Source organism: Psychromonas sp. SR45-3, assembly GCF_014163575.1.
Lineage (GTDB): Bacteria > Pseudomonadota > Gammaproteobacteria > Enterobacterales > Psychromonadaceae > Psychromonas > Psychromonas arctica.
Genome location: NZ_JACJDP010000016.1, coordinates 1 through 19,009, shown reverse-complemented (window position 1 = coordinate 19,009; position 19,009 = coordinate 1). Strand labels below are relative to the sequence as shown.

12 protein-coding genes are annotated in these 19,009 nt (G+C 38.1%); 8 read left to right on the top strand and 4 right to left on the bottom strand.

What is annotated here, in order from left to right:
- Positions 1-66 precede the first annotated feature (66 nt).
- The 3 genes from H5084_RS10340 to H5084_RS10330 all read right to left on the bottom strand — a co-directional run bounded on the left by H5084_RS10340 (position 67) and on the right by H5084_RS10330 (position 3,667).
- Positions 67-1,230 (bottom strand): carboxylesterase, encoded by a 1,164-nt coding sequence (locus tag H5084_RS10340; protein WP_220485943.1) that lies wholly within the window; start codon positions 1,228-1,230, stop codon positions 67-69.
- Between the two features lie 76 nt (positions 1,231-1,306).
- Complete coding sequence (locus tag H5084_RS10335) at positions 1,307-1,732, bottom strand: DUF4174 domain-containing protein (RefSeq protein ID WP_182690394.1); 426 nt, start codon at positions 1,730-1,732, stop codon at positions 1,307-1,309.
- A 483-nt stretch (positions 1,733-2,215) separates the two neighbouring features.
- Entirely contained in the window at positions 2,216-3,667 is a 1,452-nt protein-coding gene (locus H5084_RS10330) for a glyceraldehyde-3-phosphate dehydrogenase (protein ID WP_259396748.1), read from the bottom strand.
- A 465-nt stretch (positions 3,668-4,132) separates the two neighbouring features.
- Between H5084_RS10330 and H5084_RS10325 the strand changes: the two genes are divergently transcribed.
- The 5 genes from H5084_RS10325 to H5084_RS10305 all read left to right on the top strand — a co-directional run bounded on the left by H5084_RS10325 (position 4,133) and on the right by H5084_RS10305 (position 12,765).
- Complete coding sequence (locus H5084_RS10325) at positions 4,133-5,266, top strand: TerD family protein (RefSeq protein ID WP_182690392.1); 1,134 nt, start codon at positions 4,133-4,135, stop codon at positions 5,264-5,266.
- Between the two features lie 557 nt (positions 5,267-5,823).
- Complete coding sequence (locus tag H5084_RS10320) at positions 5,824-6,465, top strand: RpiB/LacA/LacB family sugar-phosphate isomerase (RefSeq protein WP_182690391.1); 642 nt, start codon at positions 5,824-5,826, stop codon at positions 6,463-6,465.
- Between the two features lie 373 nt (positions 6,466-6,838).
- A complete protein-coding gene (locus H5084_RS10315) occupies positions 6,839-7,936 on the top strand; it encodes a YcjF family protein (RefSeq protein WP_182690390.1) in 1,098 nt (365 codons plus the stop codon).
- Complete coding sequence (locus H5084_RS10310; protein WP_182690389.1) at positions 7,923-9,572, top strand: GTPase family protein; 1,650 nt, start codon at positions 7,923-7,925, stop codon at positions 9,570-9,572. Before H5084_RS10315 ends, H5084_RS10310 begins: the two co-directional genes overlap by 14 nt.
- A 253-nt stretch (positions 9,573-9,825) precedes the next feature.
- On the top strand, positions 9,826-12,765 hold the full coding sequence (locus H5084_RS10305; protein ID WP_182690388.1) for a UvrD-helicase domain-containing protein: 2,940 nt from the start codon (positions 9,826-9,828) through the stop codon (positions 12,763-12,765).
- A gap of 92 nt (positions 12,766-12,857) precedes the next feature.
- On the opposite strand, the gene H5084_RS10300 is transcribed toward H5084_RS10305, so the two are convergent.
- Positions 12,858-14,237 (bottom strand): ATP-binding cassette domain-containing protein, encoded by a 1,380-nt coding sequence (locus H5084_RS10300; protein ID WP_182690387.1) that lies wholly within the window; start codon positions 14,235-14,237, stop codon positions 12,858-12,860.
- 492 nt (positions 14,238-14,729) lie between these two features.
- Between H5084_RS10300 and H5084_RS10295 the strand changes: the two genes are divergently transcribed.
- The 3 genes from H5084_RS10295 (at position 14,730) to H5084_RS10285 (ending at position 17,998) form a co-directional block, all read left to right on the top strand.
- Positions 14,730-15,734: an ABC transporter substrate-binding protein gene (locus tag H5084_RS10295; protein WP_182690386.1), complete on the top strand. Its 1,005-nt coding sequence runs from the start codon at positions 14,730-14,732 to the stop codon at positions 15,732-15,734.
- Between the two features lie 139 nt (positions 15,735-15,873).
- Positions 15,874-16,764, top strand: coding sequence for a proline/glycine betaine ABC transporter permease (locus H5084_RS10290; protein WP_028869629.1), 891 nt, complete (start codon positions 15,874-15,876; stop codon positions 16,762-16,764).
- Between the two features lies 1 nt (position 16,765).
- Positions 16,766-17,998: a glycine betaine/L-proline ABC transporter ATP-binding protein gene (locus H5084_RS10285; protein ID WP_028869630.1), complete on the top strand. Its 1,233-nt coding sequence runs from the start codon at positions 16,766-16,768 to the stop codon at positions 17,996-17,998.
- Positions 17,999-19,009: the final 1,011 nt, after the last annotated feature.

Here is a 19,009-nt window from a genome sequence, read left to right as displayed (position 1 = left end):
AATGCTAATTAGTTTTTTAAAGCATCTTCTAAAATAGGTTTAAACAAATAAGCTATCCAGTTAACTCTATAATTGCCCCTTCATCATCGTATCTAGTTTTTCCATACTTTGTTCAAAATAGGGGTTGTAGGTTAAGCGTGCCAAGGTTTTACCTTCCTCTCTTGAACCGTAAGAAGAAAACCAAACATCAGCGCCTTGTTCGCAGGCTTTTTCTTGTTCTTTGCTTTGTCCGTTGTTGCATATTCTGATCGCTGCTTGTTGACCATATTCGGCGTTATTAGGTGAAAACAATAATCCCATGTGAGAGCCATTAACAATCTGTAAATCGGGACGATACATGCTGAATCTTGTCGTTTTTTCAATTGATAAATCACGCTCACCTTGCCATATCAATTGATTATTATTATTGATAAATTGCTTTTGAAATACGCTGGTAGGAAATTGAGTATCAATAACGCTATCACCTTCACTTATCATCATAAAAACAGGTTTGTTGTAGGTCGTATTTTTTAAATCATGTTGCACAACTTTCACTGTATCGTAATAAACAGCGGCGCCGTTCATTGGCAAAGAGTTATAGCGTGTATAATTGGTTTCAGGATCTCGGTCTGCCCATGTCATCAGATAACTGGCAGCTTTAGCCCATTTCACTACTGCTGATTCTGGTTTAAAAGCTGGTGAAAATAGTAATAACCCTTCGATACCATCATCATTTAATGCCTCTGATGTCACTAGGTTTGCACCTGTTGAATAACCTCCAAGCCAGAGTTTGTTGGCTTTTGGTTTTAGTAACGCAACATGGTGGCTCACCACATTTTGCCAATCTTTTAATGTTGGTAACATTAAATCTCCAACTTTACTGCCATGTCCGGGTAATAATATTGTTCTAACAAGATAACCCTGCGCAACGAGGTGTTGCGCCACATCCATAAAAGAGTAAGGGGAGTCGCCTAAACCATGTACCAATAATACGGCATCTCCATTCTGATTTTCAGGGATTAATTCAAAGGGGGCATTCGCTTGTAACTCTTTTTCAATATTATCTGTTTTAAATATGCGATGCTGGGATAACCATTGTTTTGTTTCATTAATATACTGTTGAAAATTGTCTTGAGAGTAGCTAGGTAATGATGCCGAAGCGACATAATTAGGATCTGTCTTGGATTGGCTACAGGCCGTTAAAAGAGCAACCGCGCTAATCAAAGCAATACGATAGAAAGATGAAGTCACGATAAAGTCCTATTAAAAATGAATATATAATTAATAACTAAGTAGTTTATTTACGCTCAACTTATTTTCATTTAATTTATTGAGTGCGCATCTCAGCTTGTCGCATTGGCATCGCATCAATCTCTGAAAATAGTACTGCTAAATCAAGGTGTTGTGCAGTCCATTTTATAGCACCGTCTTTACCAATTAAGAGCACTTTATCTTGCTCCACCTGCGTATTTATTTTGTAATGTTTCACTATGTTAGATACAAGGCTGTCGGTCATATTACCGTTGAAGTTGCTACTTATGGTGTCATTTTGCATGATGAACCAAGCAATATCACGCTCATTAAGCTCAGTTTCATGTTGCTCAAATATGTTAAATATTCTGTCTTGGTTATTGATGGTACTAACGACAATGATCCTATTTTCCCACCTTAGTGGAGAGAGGTCTGTAAGCATCACTAACTCCTTAGCCTGAATAGACAAACTAAAGATAAAAAAACAAATAATGTACTTCATATTTTATTCCCTGCTCAATAGATACCCATTACGTTAAATAGCTGCTCTTTGTTGTATTATTTCTGCGTTATAAAATGTAGCAAAGCTAACAGGCCTAAAAAAATTGTTAGCTGTTGTTAGAGCATGTTCTGTTTTTAAATACGTAATGAAAGCGTTATAAGATCAAAAAGAAGGTCATCGATAAAGCCATTTCGCTACTTGCTGTTAGATAGTAGATAGTAGATAGAAGAAAGGGGGGCATATATTAAAATGTTTGATGCTCTGTGGCCGAGTCGCTTCTAGGGCGTTCGAAAGTGGAGATAATATCAGCTCAAATTATTCACATATCACTTGAATCTAAGCCAATCATGAATAAGCCATTACAACAGTATTTGCTTGGTTAGCACAACTCGCTAATAGCCACATATTTCATTCATCACACTAAAATATCAGTGTTTTGTCTAAAAATATGTGGCCAGCTTATGGTTCTCTTGGTTTTAATTGCTATTTCACAACAGGGTACATTGGGTAAAACACTCCGCACATTTGCTGTGCAATACGAATAACTTGGTGGCTATAACCAAACTCGTTATCATACCAAACATATAAATTAACACGTTTATCACTAGTAATCGTTGCTTGCGCATCGACGATACCGGCGTGAGAATTCCCCACGAAATCGGTTGATACCACTTCTGAAGAGTTAACCCAATCAATTTGCTTCTGCACGGAAGAATACAAAGACATTTTACGAAGAAAATCATTAACTCCTTCTGTAGTTACATCACTCTTTAGATTCAAAGATAAGATGGCCATCGATACATTAGGGGTGGGTACACGAATAGAGTTACCCGTTAATAACCCTTTCATTTCAGGGAATGCTTTTGCAACGGCAGACGCAGCTCCTGTTTCAGTAATAACCATATTCAATGCCGCAGCACGACCACGTCGATCACCTTCATGATAGTTATCAATTAAGTTTTGATCATTAGTATAAGAGTGGATAGTTTCCACGTGACCATTAACAATGCCAAATTCATTATCAATCACTTTTAATACAGGTGTTATTGCATTAGTTGTGCACGAAGCGGCAGATAATATAGTATCCGATGCTTCAATGACGTCATTATTAATACCGTAAACGACGTTCTTAATATCTCCCTTACCTGGAGCCGTCAGTAAGACTCGCGAAGCACCTTTCGCTTGCAAGTGACGCTCTAATCCAGCTTGATCACGCCAGATACCGGTATTATCAATGACTAAAGCATTTTCAATGCCGTATGCTTGGTAATCCGCATTTTCAGGCGCATCTGAATAGATAACTTGAATATAATTACCGTTAGCAATAATCGCATTTTTTTCTTTGTCTATAGAGATAGTGCCTCGAAAAGAGCCATGGATAGAATCTCGACGCAATAGGCTTGCACGTTTCTCAAGGTCACTTCCTTTACCTTTACGAACCACTATCGCACGTAAACGCAAACCATTACCGCCACCTGATCTTTCAATAATAAGGCGTGCTAATAAACGGCCAATACGACCAAAACCGTAAAGCACCACATCACGATTTTCTTTTGTCGCAGGACTATTTTGACCAAGTGCACCTTTAAGTTCTTCATTCAAGAAAGTCTCAAGATCAGTTGCATTCTCTTGATTACGGAATTTAACAGCAAGCTTACCTACATCAACGTGAGCGCGATCTAGATCCATCGACATCATCGCATTAATGATGGGAAAGGTTTCTAATACAGAAAGTTCTTGGTCTTCCATATGGCGAACAAAGCGATGAGCTTTTAATAAGTCAATAACAGAACGATTTATAATAGGGCGGCCGTATACAGAAGTCACAATGTTCTTTTTACGGTACAAAGCACCAATCATTGGTATCATGGTTTCTACTGTCGACTCGCGATCCGACCAATCTTGCATACAGGTATTAGAAATAGCTTGGTTCATGCGTTTACCTTTCATTTATAATATTATGTTTCTGCAAAGGAAAAGAGCCTTGCTCAATCCCTAAAAATGAGGCCTAGATTATGCTCGTTTGACTCGTATTGACAAAGCAAAAGCTTGAATGTGTTATGAAAAATGAGATCGCGTAGATGTTAAAAGAAATAGCTTATATTGTTAAATATTTTTTATGTGACTTATAATTTAATTATCAATATTATCAGATTAGATATTTCTTTTGGTTCTTATCGCCAAAGCCAATATTAGCCCTGAGAGTGTTAAATTTTGGTTTTATAACTCTTCTGCGCTGGTCTGTTCAGGTTGATGCTTATTTTAAGTGATGTCGCTTTGTCGGCGACACACCTTTTTACTTTTTTGTAGATAGCAAACCCTAAGATTTATAAACACTTTTTGTAATAAAAATGGTAACTTAAATCATCTCTATTTATACATTATTAGAAGGAATTTAAGGTGACAAATCTACCGATCGGTGGCAATCAGCAGCTTACTCAGCATGCCTTTACATTAACGCATAACTTAGCGGAGCCTATAGACGTATCCATATTTTTACTGGATGCGACGGCAAAAATTGCTGTCGACGAGGATATGATTTTTTATGGTCTTCCGACTTCACCTTGCGCAGGGGTTAAGATTGTTAATCAGACGATTGAATTTAATCTTGATAAAATCCCTAGTCGTATTGAAAAGCTTGCTATTACTGCGACGTTAGAGAGCGTAGCATCCTGGGGAAAAAATACTGCGTTAAGCACTGCTCAATTTAACTGTGTGGTTGATACGCTAGATCGCCCTGAAAAAGCACTGATCTTATTGGAGTTGTATAAGCGTAATGAGCAATGGAAAGTGAGGTTTGTTGCACAAGGTTTTAATGGTGGTTTAGCGCCACTAGCAGAACATTTTGGCGTGGAATTAGAAAAGCCAAGTACAAATGATGCACAGCCAACACCAGCTAAACCTTCTGCAGAAAATGGAGTTGCTACATCTACTACATCGAGTGCATCTGCAAAGGTTAATTTGAGCAAAATAAGTTTAACAAAAGCACAACCCAAGGTGGATTTAACTAAGCGTGCCGGTACGTTAGGATTAATTAAAGCGAATTTGAATTGGACGCAGGCATCAGGCGGTTTTTTCAGCTCAGCTATTGATTTAGATTTAGGTGCTTTTGTTGAGCTTAATAATGGACAAAAGGCGTTGGTCCAAGCGCTAGGTAAGCGCCTTGAATTTACACCCTATGTGGAACTGTTAGCCGATGACCGAACGGGGAAAAGTGTCGATGGTGAGTGGTTGCATATTAATGGCGATAAAATTCAAGATGTTAAACGGATAATCATTTTTGCTTTTATCTATGAAGGTTCACCGAACTGGGAAAAAGCCAATGCACAGGTAACAATACATGTACCTGATATGGCTCCGATCGAGTCAAAACTTACCGAAAAAAGTAAATCAAAACGATTTTGTGCGATCGCAGAAATAAAGGTCACTAATGGCAATGTGCAGGTTGAACAGTTAAATAAATTATTTGATGGCCATAAAGATTGTGACCAACACTTTGGTTGGGGATTTACTTGGACCGAAGGGCGTAAGTAAACATTAACAATGTAAATCAATGAGGAGCGTTAGTCATTCAGTGTTGTTTTGGCTAACGTTACTTTTTAAATAATTTGTGAGGTAGCGGTTATACGCTCAAATCAAGCCTCCATGACTACAGCGAATTGGTAGCTTGTTCTTATTACCCTTTCTCTAAAGCTTATAAAGCTTAAATTGAATTCATAAACGTTAAGTTTTAATGGCTAGGCTTTAATTGCTTATCTTAACCCCCTACATTTTGATTAAATATCTTCTGTATCTAAACCAGTATCACCAATATTAATAACATTTGATGTATAATAAAACACTGTTTTAAAATTTATTGCTGTGAATTCCATTTGTCTGTATATTTAAGTTATTGACCTTTAATATCTATATCGTAATTAAACCGTAATTAAACAGTATCAAAGCTAGAAACATTTAATTAACGGAATTGGGATAATGTATTTTGATATAAAAATTATTTATTATTTAAAAATGAGTAAATACAGGCGAATGAATTTGGCCTTATTAAACCTTATTGACAAAACGAACGGCGAATAGCACAGGAGTAAAATATGAAAATAGCGTTAATGATGGAAAATAGTCAAGCAGGTAAAAATGCGACCATTTTAAATGAATTAAATACAGTAGTCGGGCCGCTTGATTATCCTGTTTATAATGTTGGAATGAGCGATGAAAATGATCATCATTTAACGTATATCCACCTTGGTATTATGGCGAGTCTTTTACTCAATGCTAAAGCCGTTGATTTTGTTGTTGCCGGTTGTGGTACTGGTCAAGGTGCGATGATGTCATTAAACATACACCCAGGAGTGGTATGTGGTTATTGCTTAGACCCGTCCGATGCTTTTCTATTTAATCAAATCAATAATGGCAATGCGCTGGCTTTGGCTTTTGCAAAAGGTTACGGCTGGGGCGCTGAGCTAAATGTACGTTATATCTTTGAAAAAGCATTTACCACGGGAGAGCGTGGCCAGGGTTATCCTTTAGAGCGTGCAGCACCGCAACAAAGTAATGCGAGCATTTTAAATGATGTTAAGGCCGCGGTTGTTAAAGAAAACTATTTAGACACATTACGTGCTATTGACCAAACATTGGTTAAAACGGCAGTATCGGGCGAACGTTTTCAACAATGCTTTTTCGATAATTGCCAAAATCCCGAGATTAAAGAATACGTACAATCTCTTCTTGCTTAGCTTAGTTGGATTGTTAAAGGTTACCTAGTCTTATAAGGCCCTAGCAGGATAGAACGACTTTATAATATTGATATAAGTACCTATTCTAAGTATCTATAGTAAGTACCTATATTAAATACATATAGTAAGTAGTAAGCCTCTGCATCACTATCTACATAAAATGGCGATTACAGTAAATTTTTCATTATTAATCGCCATCGCCACTCACTATTTTTTTTATAAAACAAGAAAATTACTGTCAATCAGCAAGTAATTAGCATTAACACCGCTAGCCACTCCTTTCTACTCAGGTTATTCTAGTCAAACAAGATCGCTTTAATTTATCCATATTAGTTTAATCTATTCAATCTCACTTAGTCACGGGTCCGCTGCTATGTTTGAACAAGTAAAAGAGTTTATTAACCCCAGTAAAAATCCTGATCTCAGCCAAGCGCAAAAAATTCAGCATGAGTATTTACCAACGCTATGGTTAGTAGGCAAAACAGGGGCGGGTAAATCTTCTTTTATTCAAGCGTTAACTGGACTGTCGTCGGTAGAAGTGGGTAACGGTTTCGAGCCTTGCACCATGACTGCACAAGTTTATGACTTTCCGCAACAAAAAGCTGTGATGCGATTTTTAGATACACGCGGCTTAGGCGAGGCAGATTATGATGCCAGCGAAGATATAAAAGAGATCAGTAAGTCTGGTAATGCGATTGTGGTGGTGATGAAAGTTGATGAACCAGAACAAAGCGCGGTGTTGGATGCTTTAAAACAAATTAAAAAAAGCAAAAATATTGAGTATTTATTATTGATCCATAGTGCGGTTTTATTAACTAATGAAGCGGATAGAAAACGACAAATTGCATTTAATGAAATGCAAGTGCGCGACATTTGGAATAACCCCTTTAACTCGGTCAGTGTAGACTTTGAGGCTGCTGAAGGAGGGGTTTATAATGAGCAGTTATTAATTTCAGAAGTCACAAAAATACTACCTATTTTAGGTTTGCTGGTGGAAGATAAAGCACATTCCGATATTGAAAATGCAAACTTTAATCAAGTACAAAAAGAAGTGCTGTGGTATTCCGGTAGTGCTGCTGCTAGTGATTTGATTCCGGGTCTTGGTTTGGTGACTGTGCCAGCTATTCAGGCGAAGATGTTACATAGTTTGGCTAATCAATATGGTGTGCAGTGGAATAAACGCACATTTACAGAGCTAACCGGCTCATTAGGCAGTAGTTTTGCCTTACAGTATTCAGCTAAACTGGGTGCAAGACAGCTTATTAAATTAATTCCCGTGTATGGACAAACGATTGGTGCCGCTGCGGCAGCATCGATGAGCTTTGCTACAACCTATGGATTAGGCCGCGTTGCCTGTTATTATTTTTACCATAAGCGTAAAGGTGAGCCGATATCTGAACAGGTGATGCAAGATTTATATAAAAATGCCCTTAAACAAGGTAAGGCGGCGGTAGGATATGAAAAAAATTAAACAACTCTTTTTACTTTTATCGCAGTTATCTGGTGGGCGTTGGGGGATTGCTGTCGTATCGGCTATTTTACCTGTGTTGGTGATGGTGGGATTTGGTTTATTTTTGGCTATTCAATACGATTATCTGCTTTTTTTATCTGTTTGTATTGCGGTTAGCACGCTGCTGATCAGTCTGCCTTTATGGCTAATTAATCGTCATCAAGAAAAACATCGTGTTCAAGATAAACAAAATAAGCTCAATAAAAATAGTGCGCAGGTTGATGATAGTTTGGTTAAGGTTAATAACGATTGGTCGACGCATGAAGTGGCTATCTGGGAGCAGTCTAAGATCCAGGCTCGTCAATTGTTAGGTGCTGATACAGAGTGGCGAGTGTTGGATAAAGTTGCCTATCAGCTGATGAGTTTTGTTGCACATGCATTTGATAAAAAAGGGTTAGATTTTTCAATTCCCGAAGGTTTGCAGTTATTAGAGGAAATAAGTCGACGCTATCAATTAGTGGTTAAGGAGTATATTCCTGCCATCGAGTTGGTTAAAATTTCTCATTTAACAAGTGGCTATAAAGCTTATGACCAATATGGTGAAGTAGGTCAAAAAGCGATTAAAGTAGCTATTTGGGCTAATTATGCAAAAAACTTATATTTAAATCCTGCTAAATTTGCCACTGATATTATCAAAGATCAATCTACCTCGGGCATGACTAAAGGTTTATTTGAAAATATACAGATGCAAGCCAAGCAAGCTCTATTGGATGAAGTGGCCTCTGTTGCGATTGATTTATACAGTGGCCGATTTAACTTTGAGCAGGGCAGTGTCACCGCTTCTAACATTGCGACGCAGGATGCTCAGCGAATGGCGGCTGATTTAGAGCCAATACGTATTGTTATTGTCGGGCAAACTAATGCAGGTAAATCATCGGTTATTAATGTACTCAAAGAGCAATTAATGGCCGAAGTGGATGTTTTACCTTGCACCGACGGCACGGTTGCTTATCAAGCAAGGTTAGATGGCATTGATATTCGACTGATCGATTTACAGGGCTTAGATGGTAAGCCTAAAACAGAGCAAAGTATGCTGGTTGAAATGACTAGTGCAGACCTTATTCTTTGGATCTTAAAAGCTGACCAGCCTGCACGCGCATTGGATAAAAACCTTAAAACTAAGTTTGATGTCTATTATGACGATGTAAAGCATATCTCTCGTAAAAGAGCGACGGTAGTTGGGGTAGTTAATCAAGTTGATAGGCTTAAACCGGTTGATGATTGGCAACCTCCCTATGATTTAATACAACCGGACTTAGTTGAAGCAAAGGCAGCCAAAGCGAAGATCATTAAGCAAGCGATGGATTATAATCAAACCCTATTAACGCCGGATAAAATAATTGCACTTTCAATTAGCCCGAATAAACCACACTTTGGTATAGAAAATCTGAAAAACATGCTGCAAGCAGAGATTGAAAATGCAAATAATGTGCAGCGCAATAGGCAGCGACGGGAAGCAATAGGCAAAAGCATTGGTATCAAAAAGCAGTTTGATCGTGCCCTGCATAGTGGCAAAAAACTTTATCCTAATTTGTTAAGAGCCGCTGCACCAAAGTTAAATGAAATAGTGATTAAAAAATTGAAGAAGAAACCTTAACTTCTATTATCGTCCCATCAAAACACAAAAAATGAGTATTTAATGCGGTGAGTATCAGAAGACCTTGTAAATGATTTACAGGGCCAAAACATTAAACACTTTTATTCTCACGGCTTTCATTGGTTTTAAAAGTCATTAAGCCCCAGTATCATGCCTTAATTTTGTGCGCCGTGTTACTTGCAGCTGACTTGCATTTCTTATATTAAGTTGTACTTTAAGCGCTCTTTGACCTTCTATCAGGCTATTTATCATCATGACATCAATCACTTCAAGCATTTTCGGTCGCCTCTTTGGTCACCGTACGGAAATTAACTTTAATGCCGAAGGGGTGATTATTTGCGTTGATAAAGTTAAATCAGAAGCTAATTGGACCGCGTTAACTAAGCCACCTGTGTTCATTTCAGCATGGCTTGGTCAAACTTTAATTGTTGAATCTAACCATAAATACTATCACTTAAGTAAATTAAGCTATGACGCCGCTAAGTGTTATAAGCATCAATGCCAGCAGTGGTGGATAGAAGCGAATCAACAGTCACTGATACAACTAATAGTTAAGATAGAACCTTTTATTAGTCGTCAATACCTTCGACAATCAGTGCTAAAGCGACTACTCAAGGCAGTAACCCTAGAGTATGAAAAGTGGTTTCCCTGGGTTTTATCTGCTAAACGAGTACCTATATCACTAGCACCTTACTTAGAAAAACTATCACGCTACCGCCATTGGCAAGTGGCGCAGATTAACGCGTTTCGTGACGCTTATATCAAGCAACAACTTCAACAATATCAATCATTTTTTGATGCAGTTGAATCTAATCCATTAACTGCAATGCAACGTCGAGCTTGTGTGATTGATGACGATAACAATCTGTTATTAGCAGGAGCTGGTACAGGTAAAACCAGCGTGATGGTGGGGCGAACAGGGTATTTACTTAAAAGCCAACAGGCAAAAGCTAGTGATATATTATTATTAGCCTATGGCAGAAAAGCAGCGCTTGAAATGGATCAGCGTATTAAAGATAAGTTAGGCATTGATACAATCAAAGCTTCTACGTTTCACCATTTAGGCTTGAGTATTATTGCCAAAGTAGAATCTGCACAACCTAATCTATCGCATTTTGCTGAAGATCAGCACGCTAAAGCTAAATGGGTACAAGACTGTTTTGAGCAATTAATTAATCAACAAGCAGAGTATAGACAAGCTGTATTCACTTATTTTAGTCGCTATTATTTTGCAGAAAAAAATCACTTTGAGTTTGCTAGTTTAGGTGATTATTACCAATACCTCACAGACAATGATATTCGTACTTTGAAAGGCGAACAGGTTAAAAGTTTTGGTGAATTGTATATTGCCAATTGGTTATTTAATCATGGCATCGACTATCAATATGAAGCTCACTATGCGCTTGATGTACGCACTATTGAGCGTAAACAGTACCAACCCGACTTCTTTTTGCCCACGTTTAATCTGTATATTGAGTATTATGGTATTGATGAAAATGGCGATACTGCACCCTATATTGATAGGGAAGATTACCATGCGTCTATACAATGGAAGCGGCAAACTCATCAACAACATAATACTGAGTGTATCGAATTAACCTATGCGATGCATAAACAGGGGATGCTATTAAGCCACTTAAAAAAATCCCTTTCAGCTCAGGGTATACAGTACCAGCCGTTACCTGAACAAGTGATATTAGCTAACCTCAAAGAAACCGGGCGTATTAGTGTATTAGCTGAGCTTTTTTCCTCCTTGGTGGGGTTGTATAAAGCGGCTTGTTTAGATCCATTATTAGAAAAAAAAGTTATTGCGAATGCAGCTGACCCTACGCAAACCAGTAAAGCCTTACAGTTATTGCAACCTATCTTAACCGCATATCAAGCATTACTAGACGCTCGTAATGAAATTGATTTTGAAGATATGATCAATAAAGCTTTGCGGTATATTGAAAATGGCCAATTTCGTTCACCTTGGCGTTATATCATGGTTGATGAATTTCAGGATATTTCTGAGCCACGTGCTCGCCTTGTGAAGGCTTTACGTGATAATCGTAAAAGCTGCTCAATATTTGCAGTCGGTGATGATTGGCAGGCTATTTATCGTTTTAGTGGTGGGGATGTGTCATTAACAACTGAATTTGAGCAGTATTTTGGCGCCAGTACACAAACACAGCTGGATCAAACCTTTCGATTTAATAACAGCATTGCAAGAGTGGCGACTGAGTTTGTTAGTAAAAATCCATCACAGTTAACTAAAACTATCGATGCAATTAAACAGGTTGATAAACCAGCTGTCTCTATTTTACGTAAAAGTGTCGTGAATCAAGGTGTTAATAATGGTTTCACTGCTAATAAACAACAAACACAAAGCATTGCTGAAGTTGCCAACGGTGCACTAGCGGAAGTATTAACTGCCATTGCTAATAAACCTCATCAACACGACAAAATAAGCGTATATTTATTAGCACGATATTGGTTTCAGTTACCCGATAAGCAAACCTTGGCTCAGTTCAATAAACAGTACCCAACACTGTTTATTGAAAATCAAACTTTTCATGCTTCCAAGGGGAAAGAGGCGGATTTTGTTGTGATCATGGGGATGACATCGGGCAAACTTGGTTTCCCTTCTCAAAAAGCCACTCCTGCCATTATTGATGCTTTATTAGCTAAGCCTGAAGATTTTGAATATGCGGAAGAAAGGCGTTTAATGTATGTGGCATTAACACGGGCTAAAGAGCGCGCTTATATTATTGCAGATATGCTTGATGGCAGTGATTTTGTTAAGGAGCTGGTGGATGGTTACGATGTTGAATTAAATGAATTCGGTATATCAATTAGTCAGACATTAGTGGATAAAATTACCTGTATGCTGTGCGAAACTGGCACGCTAATACCGCGTAAAGGACGTTTTGGACACTTCTTTTCATGCTCGCATTTTCCTCGTTGTGACCATAAAGAAAGAGGCTGTCGTCAATGTGATACGGCAATGACAAAAAGCAAATATACTGGTTTTAAAACATGCCTTAATCCAGCTTGTTCTGAAATAGTGCCTGTATGCGATCAGTGTGGCGCAGAAATGGCGTTAAGGAAAAGCAAAAAAGGTGAATTTTGGGGATGTCGGAACTTTAAAGGTAATGAGCCGATGAGTTGTAAAAATGGTATTGATAAAGCCAAGTTACAGTGGCCAAATTAACTGACTGAAATTAGTTTTCAGCCGGTTATTTTTCTAATCATTAACTATTTTATAAACTTTATTGTTTTAGCGGATTCAACATTGAAGTTCAACTAAAGGGTAATATGTTGTTCAAAAATAGGTAAAAATTCATCCCTTCTATGGCTGACTAATAACATGGTGCTGTGTTGTTGAGTGGCTAGGTGCTCTAGGAAATTAAGAACACGGTGTCTATTTAACTCATCTAGACCCTGTGTTGGCTCATCTAATATTAATAAATAAGGTGATTTAACTAGGGCTCTGGCAATTAAAGCCAGTCGTTGTTCACCGTAACTTAAACTCTGAAATAGGCTTTTCTGCTGATCCAATAAACCAATCTTTTCTAGCCATTGCTGTGCAATGTTAACTTCGTGAGCTGTGGCCTGTTGATACATACCAATAGAGTCATAAAAACCCGATAATACCACGGTTAACAATTCGCCATTAACACGGTACTGGCGGTGTAATTCAGAGCTAACTATTCCCATGTTCTTTTTAACATCCCAGATAGTTTCTCCAGAACCTCTTTTGTAACCTAGTACATGAATATCGTTGCTATAACATTGTGGGCAATCACCAGTAATCAGCTGCATTAAGGTTGATTTTCCACTACCGTTAGCCCCTGTTATCAAGGTATGTTGCAGTGGTTTTATTTCAACGTCTAAATCCTCAAAAACATTAACGCCGCCATAATGGACAGTACCTTTGTTTAGTTTCACTAGATAAGGATGATTATAATCAGATAATTGCTGTATGTTTTCTGGCCAAGGAATGTGGTCAGGCACTGGACTTAATAATGCATCTAATTGATTTTTAGTTTCAATATCATCGAGCTGGCCAATTACATCTACTCGGCCACGCTCAATAAAGGCGATGTTATTACACCACTTTGGAATATCTTGGCGATTACTTAGCATCAGCACAATGGTGAAGCCTGTATGAGATAAACGTGCTAGCGCATTGGATAAAGTTTCACAGGATTGTACGTCTAAACTATCAAAGGGATTGTCACAAATTAACAGTTCAGCACCGCTAAATATAGCTTGTAGAATTAATAACTTTCTACTTTCACCCGTGCTCAATTGAATGTAGCGTGTTTGCATACGATGGCTGAGTCCGAACTCGCTAATCAGTGGGTCGTTCCATCTATCTTGCGGTAAAAAATCTTGCGCTTTGGTGCCAACATCGTTTGCATCCACATAGTCTGGCGCTTCCATTGCTAGCGTGTTTTCATAGGTTTGTTGCTGTGCTTCAAAAGAAATAATACCTACTTTTTCTTTACTCGGCAGAGTGAGTTGATCCACTTTGTCTATTTGTAGATCGCCAGTTAAAAGCTGATCAATATATTGTTTTCCTGAGCCATTACGGCCTAATACGCACCAGCTTTCATTGTTGCGTATTTGCCAATGATCGATGGTTAATTTTTCATGTGCTAAATTTACAATATTTATCATAGAATTATTCAGTCTGGTAAAGTGATTAAAAATTTATTCTGCCACAAAGTTAAATAAATGAGTAAGTTATAATTACTAATTTTAAGAGTGATTTTTGCTGTCATTACCGTGTTTTTCATTACTAGCTCAGTCACAAGCGCTGTTGATTTTACTGTTTATTGATAGCTGTTAACGCAAGAATAGTGGTATTAGTTGGCTTCCTTTCTTGTAAATAAGGTTATTTCAATATCGCTAAGAGATCATGAAAGGGGACATTTAACCATGCCATAAATGTTTACATAGCATACTGATGAAAATTAATGTGACTCAATTCAATAAATTAAAGCATGGTCTCATTTATCGCTTGCGAACCCTGTGATTATGGTTAATACCTTCAAATATAAGCTTATTTAATGTACTATGTTGTTTCGTTTGCTATGTTAATCCTCATCTTTTAGTCATAAATTCTAATTTTTAACCGTAAATGCAAACTTCATTAATAAGGATATTAATATGCGTAAACTCATCTCATCTTCATTACTACTTGCCTGTGCTTCTTTCACTTTACCTGCTGCGGCAAGTGAGTGTGGCAAAGTAACTATTGCTGATATGAACTGGGCTTCTGCAACCGTTATTGCCAATGTTGACCGCTTTATTGTTGAACATGGTTTTGATTGTGATGCTGAGCTTGTACCTGGCGATACCATGCCAACCGGTGCTGCAATGATTGAAAAAGGGCAACCTGATATTGCACCTGAATTCTGGAGTAACTCAATGCGTGAAGCATTAGATAAAGGAGTTGCTGAAGGTCGAATTCGCTATGCTGGCACAACACTGACCGATGGTGGAGAAGAAGGTTTTTGGGTACCTGCCTACATGGTTGAGAAAGACCCTACATTAGCCACTATTGCTGGTATTAGAGCCAATGCAAAATTGTTTAAACACCCTGAAGATCCAACTAAATCTGCCTTAATGGGCTGTCCTTCAGGTTGGAACTGTCAAATTTCAACTAGCCAATTGTTTACAGCACTTGATTTAGAAGCTTCTGGTTTTGAGTTATTAGATCCAGGCTCAGGTGCAGGTTTATCTGGTTCAATTGCTAAAGCTTATGAGCGCAAAGAGGCTTGGCTAGGTTACTACTGGGCGCCAACATCTGTTTTAGGTAAATACAAAATGGTTAAAGTAGATTTTGGAACGGGTATCGATAAAGAAGAGTTCGTAAACTGTACCACTCAAATCGATTGTTTAAATCCTAAAGTGACTATGTACCCGCCTTCAGCAGTGGAGTCAGTTGTCACTGAAGATTTCGCGAAAAGAGCGCCAGAGGTAGTGGCTTATCTTGCTGGTCGTTCATTTACTAATGAACAAATGAATGCGTTATTAGCTTGGAAAGAAGACGAACAAGCCGATGGTGATTATATCGTTGAGTATTTCCTAACTAACCATGAATCAATATGGACGCAATGGGTTGATGCACCTACCGCTGCAAAAGTTAAAAAAGCATTAGCAGAATTATAATCCTTCCTATAAAGCCTAGTTAAACTAGGCTTTATTACCTTCTAGGCAAGTAAATAACTTACACTGTATCAATTTTAGCGTTCTACTTAGCTAGATATTTACCTAGGTCGGTTAGAATTTTTTCAGGAGAAAAAATAAAATGTCAGACAAGTCATGGATGTCAGAAATCCCGCAGCTTGATCGTCAAGAATTAAGAGATTTTAAAAAATTATTAGATGGTCTATTTCGTGACTTCTCACGTGAATACGGCGATGCTATTCAATCTTTCTTTGACCCATTATTAAGCACCCTCATTTGGTTTGAAAAATTACTATTATCAACTCCTTGGTGGTTAGTTATCGCTGTTCTAGCTGCTTTCTCATACGCAGCCAGTCGTTCGTTTAAACTAACTATTTCAGTCGCGGCAGCTTTTGTCATCATTGGTTATTTCGGTATGTGGGAAGATACAATGCGCACCATGAGCATGATCATTGTTTCTACCTTGTTGGCGATTCTAATAGGGATGCCGATTGGCGTCGCTATGGCGCGATCTAATCGAGTGCAATCGCTTGTTACCCCCATTTTAGATGTTATGCAAACGATGCCTGCTTTTGTTTACTTGATTCCAGTGGTTATGTTACTGGGTATCGGTAAAGTGCCGGGTGTGATTGCGGTGATTATCTATGCGATTCCTCCAGTAATTCGTTTAACAAACTTAGGTATACGCCTTGTTGATAAAGAAGTGTTAGAAGCTGCCACCGCTTATGGTGCGAGCCCAATGCAGCGATTATTTGGCGTGCAAATTCCGTTAGCAATGCCGACTATTATGGCTGGTATTAACCAAACTATTATGATGGCATTAGCCATGGTAGTTATTGCATCAATGATCGGGGTGAAAGGATTGGGACAACCAGTATTACAAGCGATTAGTAACCAGTACTTTACACAGGGTTTATTAAATGGTCTTGCGATTGTGGCATTAGCGATCATTTTTGATCGAATTTCACAAAGTTATGCAAAACGTACGTTACAAAATTTTGGGGGGCATTAAGATGAGTTCGAATGAAAATAACGCTCCTTTAATTAGTATTAAAAATCTATATAAGATTTTTGGTAAAAATGAGAAAAAAGTTTTAGAGGAAGTAAAAGCAGGTAAATCTAAAGAAGCTATTTTAGCAGAAACAGGACATACCGTTGGCTTAGCGGATATTAATTTAGATATTTATCCCGGTGAGATATTTGTGATCATGGGCTTATCAGGCTCTGGTAAATCAACATTGATTCGTCACTTTAATCGTTTAATTGATCCAACAGCAGGTGAAATAGTGGTTGCTGGTGATGACGTGATGCAGTTAAACGACAAAGACCTACAAAACTTCCGCCGTCAAAAAATGGCGATGGTATTTCAACGTTTTGGTTTAATGCCGCACCGTACTGTTCTGCAAAATATTACTTATGGCCTACAAGTTCAGGGTGTGGCTAAGAAAGATCGTGAAGAGCGTGGTAATGAATGGTTAAAAACGGTGGGTTTAGACGGGTATGCAAAACAATACCCAGGCCAACTCTCTGGTGGACAACAACAACGTGTTGGCTTAGCGCGTGCACTATGTACTGATGCTGATATCTTATTAATGGACGAAGCCTTTTCTGCACTAGATCCTCTTATTCGAAGTGAAATGCAAGATCAGTTAATTGAACTGCAAGATAAATTACATAAAACCATTGTGTTCATCACCCATGATCTAGATGAAGCATTACGTATTGGTGACAAAATTGCGATTTTACGAGATGGATTACTCATTCAACAAGGTACACCTGTTGATATTTTATTGAATCCCATCGATGACTATGTTGAAGCCTTTGTAAAAGATGTAAATAGGGCACGTGCGTTAACCGTTGAGACTGTTATGCAACCACAAATTTGTCGGATCTCTAGCGAAAATATTGGTGAAGCTGTCGCACAAATGCGTAAATCTAAACAAGAGTATGGTTACGTTGTAAATGATGATGGTTATCAAGGTATGATCACACAAGAAACATTAGAGAATGTTGAAAAAAGTGATTATGGCAATGCGATTACTGATGAGTTATTAGAAGATGTGCCATCGGTACAAAGTGATGCACTATTGGAATCTGTTATTTCTGACATGTTAGATAATGAGCATCCTTTAGCTGTTTTAAATGCCGAAGGTGAAGTAGAAGGGCACTTATCACGTACCACGTTAGCGGAAGTACTCAGCGACAGCAATGAAGAGAGTAAAGATCCTGACCCCCAAAAAGAGTAAATAACGCTGGTTTGAGTTAAGAAAAACTAGCATCATGATCTAAGTTGAAATTAAAAGCTCATTTTTTACAGAATGGGCTTTTTTACTTATATCGCTTACTTTAAGAAATCTTGCAATTTGAGTATGCGGTTTACCCTCTTTAGAATGTGCTAAAACGAGCTGTCACATGTCATTTTTATCGCACTTTGAGTACGGAAAAGTGACTTTAAATCACCACTATTTATATTACCCATTCCTCAATATCTTTATGATTAATAGTAATGTGTAAATTTAACTGATCAGATTCATCCAGTCCTTTGTGCACGTTTCTATTGCTCTTTTACTGGCCCTATAAAGCTATTCTATGCGTGACCAACTTCATCGATTATATTTATCATATCCTTTAAAGCTGCATTTTCTTATTCGTTAAAACTGCGATTTGCTAATGATGCTGACACATCCAACTTCATACTTGCTCTATAGGATTTAGTTCTGGCGAATAGCGAGGGCGTTTTATTATCGAGACATTCCCGAAGCTTACTTCCATCCGAACACTATGCCTGCTTGTACATCCATGATAACGACAACGTGCCTATTCTCTTTTGTGGCCTTTGATATTTGTGAAAAGTATTGTTCCATTATATTTTGACTTACAAAGGGAGCGACCATCGCCATTGTTTACAGAGAGTTGAGCCCGACGAGATGCTAGACTGCTTTATCGTGTATCAATATTGGGAATTTTATTGTTTTTTATTTTGGGATTTATCTTCTAAATGAATTAGAAGTTGGTTGCGAGAGCAGGACTTGAATCTATGACCTTCGCCATTGTTTACAGAGAGTTGAGCCCGACGAGATGCTAGACTGCTTTATCGTGTATCAATATTGGGAGTTTTATTGTTGGGTTTTATCTTCTAAAAGAATTAGAAGTTGGTTGCGAGAGCAGGACTTGAACCTATGATCTTGGCAGTGGTTTACAGAGAGTTAAGCCCGACGAGATGGTAGACTACTTTATTGTGTATCAATATTTGGAAT

Excerpts from the sequence above, each read along its gene's own strand:
- H5084_RS10335 (WP_182690394.1), bottom strand. The coding sequence starts at position 1,732 with ATGAAGTACATTATTTGTTTTTTTATCTTTAGTTTGTCTATTCAGGCT.
- H5084_RS10330 (WP_259396748.1), bottom strand. The coding sequence starts at position 3,667 with ATGAACCAAGCTATTTCTAATACCTGTATGCAAGATTGGTCGGATCGC.
- H5084_RS10320 (WP_182690391.1), top strand. The coding sequence starts at position 5,824 with ATGAAAATAGCGTTAATGATGGAAAATAGTCAAGCAGGTAAAAATGCG.
- H5084_RS10315 (WP_182690390.1), top strand. The coding sequence starts at position 6,839 with ATGTTTGAACAAGTAAAAGAGTTTATTAACCCCAGTAAAAATCCTGAT.
- H5084_RS10310 (WP_182690389.1), top strand. The coding sequence starts at position 7,923 with ATGAAAAAAATTAAACAACTCTTTTTACTTTTATCGCAGTTATCTGGT.
- H5084_RS10305 (WP_182690388.1), top strand. The coding sequence starts at position 9,826 with ATGACATCAATCACTTCAAGCATTTTCGGTCGCCTCTTTGGTCACCGT.
- H5084_RS10300 (WP_182690387.1), bottom strand. The coding sequence starts at position 14,237 with ATGATAAATATTGTAAATTTAGCACATGAAAAATTAACCATCGATCAT.
- H5084_RS10295 (WP_182690386.1), top strand. The coding sequence starts at position 14,730 with ATGCGTAAACTCATCTCATCTTCATTACTACTTGCCTGTGCTTCTTTC.
- H5084_RS10290 (WP_028869629.1), top strand. The coding sequence starts at position 15,874 with ATGTCAGACAAGTCATGGATGTCAGAAATCCCGCAGCTTGATCGTCAA.
- H5084_RS10285 (WP_028869630.1), top strand. The coding sequence starts at position 16,766 with ATGAGTTCGAATGAAAATAACGCTCCTTTAATTAGTATTAAAAATCTA.